Here is a 4912-nt window from a genome sequence, read left to right as displayed (position 1 = left end):
CTCCAGCCCCCACCCACCGCCGCTCAAGCGACTCGCCCCATCCGCTGCGCGGGCGGGACTTCCGGCTGCTGTTCGGCGCCCGCGTCCTGTCCCTGACCGGCGACGCCGCCGTGCCCGCCGCGCTCGCCCTCGCTGTCCTGCGCGCGACCGGGTCCACGTCCGCGCTGGCCCTGGTGCTCGGCTGCGCGATGGTGCCGCGCCTGCTCCTCCTGCCGATCGGCGGCGTCGTCGCGGGCCGCCTCAACGCGCGAGGCGTCGCGCTGGCCACCGACCTCGTCAGCTGCGCCGCCCAGCTCTTCGCCGGGATCGAGCTTCTCGGCGGACAGCCTCAGCTCTGGCACCTCGCCATCGCCCAGGCGATCAGCGGCACCGCCTCGGCGTTCCAGACCCCGACCATCTCGCCGCTGGTCGCGGGAACCGTCGAGCCGTCCGGCCTCCAGAAGGCGAACTCGCTGCTGGGCGCGGCCAACGGCGCCACACGGCTCGCCGGGCCCGCCCTCGCCGGGACGTTCGTGCTGACCGTCGGCCCCGGCTGGACGTTCGTGCTCGACGCCGCCTCGTTCGCCCTCAGCGCCGTGCTGCTCGCGATGACGCGCGTCCGGCACGTCCCGATCCCGGAGCGGCCCAGCGGCGGCCAGCGGGCAGGGGCGTTCGGGCGGCTCGTCGGCGACCTGACGGAAGGCTGGACGGAGGTCCGCTCGCGCGACTGGTACTGGACGAGCCTGATCGCACACGCCATGTGGAACGGCGCGTCCGCCGTGCTGCTCACCCTCGGCCCCGCCATCGCGATCGAACGGCTCGGCGGCGAGGGGATGTGGATCGCGACCGTCCAGGCGGGCGCCGTGGGTCTCGTCGCCGGCGCCCTGCTGGCCGCGCGCCTGCGGCCCCGCCGTCCCGTCCTCGTCGCGAACCTCGGCCTCGCCGTCTTCGCCCTGCCCCTCGCGCTGTTCGCCGTCGCCGCGCCCGCACCGCTGGTCATCGGCGCGTACGGGCTGGCGGGCGCCGGGCTGGGCGTCCTCAACCCGACCTGGGAGACGGTCGTCCAGATGACCATCCCGCAGCACGCGCTGGCCCGGGTGACCTCCTACGACTGGCTGCTCTCCCTGGGCGCCGCGCCGCTCGGCTACGCGCTCGCGCCGTGGGCCGCGTCCGCCTGGGGGACGTCCACACCCCTGATGATCACGGCCTTCCTGGTCGCCGCATCATGCCTCGCCACAGCGGCGGTACCCGGCGTCCGACACCTGACCATGCCCACCGCGACACCGTCGCCCCCACCAAAGCCTCTCCCCGACACCAAGCCCGCCCAGTAGCACCCCGGCGGCCGACCCTGCGATCGGCCGCCGGGACGCGCTCGCTCCTGACTTACGCACCGCCGCCCGGTCGCGTGTCGTCGCCGGGTTGGGGGCTGCCGCTCGTGATGCCGTGCTGCTCGCCGGACGGCGGCCGTACGGCCTGCGCTTCATCCCGTGGCTTGGGCTCGTCCAGCCCGATGACCGGCGGGACGTCCTCGGCGGACTCCAGCGCGGACGGCGTCTCCGCCGCCTTCGCCAGCTCCTCCTCGGCCTTGGCCAAGCGCGCCCCGAGGTCGAGCCTGGCCTTCTCGCCCTCACCCTCGGCCTCGCCGGTCTTTCCCGGACCGCCCGCGGCGCGCTCGAAGAACCGTAGGATCTCCACCGGCAGCGGCATGACCAGCGTGCTGTTCTTCTCCGCGGAGACCTCCACGACCGTCTGCAGCAGCCGGAGCTGGAGGGCCGCCGGGTCCTGCGACATGATCTCCGCGGCGGCGGCGAGCCGCTTGGACGCCTGGAACTCGCCGTCCGCGGTGATGATGCGGGCCCGGCGCTCGCGCTCCGCCTCCGCCTGCCTGGCCATCGACCGCTTCATGCCCTCCGGCAGCGAGACGTCCTTGATCTCGACCATCTCGATCCGGATGCCCCACGGCCCCTCGGTGATCTCGTCGATGATCGACCGCAGCCGAGTGTTGATCTTCGCGCGCTCGCCGAGCAGCTCCTGCATGTCGGCCTGGCCGATGACCGACCGCAGCGACGTCTGCGCCACCTGGGAGACCGCGTAGCCGTAGTTCTGGACGTTCACGATCGCCTTCACCGGGTCGATCACCCGGAAGTACACGACGGCGTCGACGCGGACGCTCACGTTGTCCTGGGTGATGCCGTCCTGCCCCGGGACCCCCATCGTGACCGTCTGCCGGCTGACCTTCTGCATCCGCTCGACGATCGGCACGATCGCCGTGATGCCGGGCGTCCGGACGGCACCGGGGCGCAGCTGTCCGCCCCGCTGCACCTGCCCGAACCGGAACACGATGCCGTGCTCGTACTGCTGGACGACGCGGATCGACGACGCCAGGCCCATCAGCCCGCCGACGAGGACGACGAGCAATATGACAAGGACCACCGCTTCCATCACGGCCACCTTTCTCGCGCGGTGGACGGGGCCGCGGGGGAGCACCTCTGGCCCCGGCGTTCTGAACCCGTGGGGGTCCAGACGGAACCACCCGGAGGACGGTTCACGTTTCCCAGCTAACCGCGCGGGCAGGCCGAATGACAGTGCCCACGCGAACGATCTTGGACGAACCGTGTCAGGGATCACTTGCATAGGGACGGACGCACTCTGAAGTGTTTGCCGAGTGAACGATATGGTCGATCGGGTGAGCGCGAGAGACACCGACTGGGACGGCGTACGCCTCCACGTGGTCACCGGCAAGGGCGGCACCGGAAAGACGACGGTCGCCGCCGCGCTCGCGCTTGCCCTGGCCGCCGGCGGCCGCAAGGTCCTGCTCGTCGAGGTCGAGGGACGGCAGGGCATCGCCCAGCTGTTCGACTGCCCGCCGCTGCCGTACGGGGAGCGCCGCGTCGCCGTCGCACCGGACGGCGGCGACGTCTACGCCCTCGCCATCGACACCGAAGAGGCGCTCATCGAGTACCTCGAGATGTTCTACAACCTCAAGCGCGCCGGAAAGGCGATGACCAAGCTCGGCATCGTCGACTTCGTCACCACCATCGCGCCCGGCCTGCGCGACGTGATCCTCACCGGCAAGACCAGCGAATCGGTGCGCCGCAAGAAGAAGGACGGCTCGTTCATCTACGACGCGGTCGTCATGGACGCCCCGCCCACAGGCCGCATCACGAAATTCCTGAACGTCAACGACGAGGTATCAGGGCTCGCCAAGGTCGGACCAGTGCGCAACCACGCCGACACCGTCATGAAGGTCCTGCGCAGCCCTGAGACGGCCGTGCACTTCGTCACGCTCCTGGAAGAGATGCCCGTCCAGGAAACGATGGACGGCATCCGCGACCTCACCGATGTCGGCCTGCCCATCGGCGGAGTCGTCATCAACATGGAGCACCAGCCCGTCCTGACCGAGGACGACCTCGCCGCGGCCGCCGCCGGCGCGCTGGACACCGACGAGATCGTCCGGGGCGTGAAGGCCGCCGGCCTGGAACACGACGCCGAGACCATCGCCGCCGAACTAGCCGCCGAGGCCGGCGACCACGCCCGCCGCACCGCGCTCCAGCGCCGCGAGAAAGAACGCCTGGAGTCGATCGACCGCCCCCGCTACACGCTCCCGCTCCTGTCGGACGGCATGGACCTGGCCGGCCTCTACGACCTGGCCGCCGCCCTCCGCACCCAAGGCGCCGCATGACCGCGCGTTGCGTGAGGCACCGCATAACCGGGCGTTGCGCGACCGGGCGTTGCCTCCTGGGGCGCGTCCACCGGAATGGGTCTCGGACGGGAAAGGCGAACGGATGAGCCCGACCAGCAAGACCCCGCCCGCCCTCGACGTAGACGCGCTCCTCGACGACCCCCGCACGAAGATCATCGTGTGCTGCGGCTCCGGCGGCGTCGGCAAGACGACGACGGCCGCGGCCCTGGGGGTCCGCGCGGCGGAACGGGGCCGGGACGTGGTCGTCCTCACCGTGGACCCGGCCCGCCGCCTCGCCCAGTCGATGGGCCTGTCCGAGCTGGACAACAACCCCCGCAAGATCGAGATCGACGGCGACGGCGAGCTGCACGCCATGATGCTCGACATGAAGCGCACCTTCGACGAGATCGTCGAGGCGCACGCCGACCCGGACCGGGCCAAGCAGATCCTCGCCAACCCCTTCTACCAGTCGCTGTCGTCCAGCCTGTCGGGCACGCAGGAGTACATGGCGATGGAGAAGCTCGGCCAGCTCCACCGCTCCGGCGCCTGGGACCTGATCGTCGTGGACACCCCGCCGTCCCGGAACGCGCTCGACTTCCTGGACGCCCCCGAGCGGATGGGCCGCTTCCTCGACGGCCGCTTCATGAAGATCCTCGCCGCCCCGGCCAAGACCGGCGGCCGCTTCGGCGTCAAGGTGATCAGCGCCGGGTTCGGCATGTTCACCGGCGTCATCAACAAGGTCATCGGCGTCCAGCTCCTGCGCGACGTGCAGACGTTCGTCGCCGCGTTCGACACGATGTTCGGCGGCTTCCGGGAACGGGCCGAGAAGACGTTCAGACTTCTCCAAACACCCGGCACCGCGTTCCTCGTCGTCGCGGCCCCGGAGCCGGACGCGCTCCGCGAGGCTTCCTACTTCGTCGAACGCCTGGCGGAGGAACGCATGCCGCTAGCGGGACTGGTCGTCAACCGCGTCCACGAGTCCGCCGCCGACACCCTCTCCGCCGCCCGCAGCCAGGCCGCCGCCGAGACGCTGGAGGAACGCGGCGAGCACACGCTGACCGCGGCGCTGCTCCGCATGCACACCGACCGCATGCAGCTCGCCGCCCGCGAAGAGCGGCTGCGCGACCATTTCGCGTCCACACACCCGACCGTCCCGGTCACGGCGGTTCCCGCGCAGGCGGAGGACGTCCACGACCTGGACGGCCTGCGCCAGGTAGGCGAAGACCTAGCCGCCCCCACCTCACCCCCAAC

The 4912-nt window shown here is 71.4% G+C and carries 4 protein-coding genes; 3 read left to right on the top strand and 1 reads right to left on the bottom strand.

Features of this window, described 5'->3' with window-relative positions; translation table 11 throughout:
- Positions 1-1310: MFS transporter (locus E1287_RS42065; RefSeq protein ID WP_207934794.1), on the top strand; the 1310-nt coding region annotated here is incomplete at its 5' end.
- A gap of 52 nt (positions 1311-1362) precedes the next feature.
- Here the strand turns inward: E1287_RS42065 and E1287_RS42060 are convergent.
- The gene (locus E1287_RS42060) at positions 1363-2421 is read right to left on the bottom strand and encodes a slipin family protein (RefSeq protein WP_131971537.1); all 1059 of its coding nucleotides are present in this window, start codon (positions 2419-2421) and stop codon (positions 1363-1365) included.
- A 244-nt stretch (positions 2422-2665) separates the two neighbouring features.
- On the opposite strand from E1287_RS42060, the gene E1287_RS42055 reads away from it, so the two are divergent.
- Together E1287_RS42055 and E1287_RS42050 are read left to right on the top strand one after the other, a co-directional pair.
- Positions 2666-3661: an ArsA-related P-loop ATPase gene (locus E1287_RS42055; protein ID WP_131971535.1), complete on the top strand. Its 996-nt coding sequence runs from the start codon at positions 2666-2668 to the stop codon at positions 3659-3661.
- 103 nt (positions 3662-3764) lie between these two features.
- The coding region (locus E1287_RS42050) for an ArsA family ATPase (protein WP_131971533.1) at positions 3765-4912 on the top strand (1148 nt) is incomplete at its 3' end.

The sequence above is a fragment of the Actinomadura sp. KC06 genome (genome assembly GCF_004348735.1).
In the GTDB taxonomy this organism is placed as follows: domain Bacteria; phylum Actinomycetota; class Actinomycetes; order Streptosporangiales; family Streptosporangiaceae; genus Spirillospora.
This window is presented reverse-complemented; position numbering and strand designations above follow the sequence as displayed.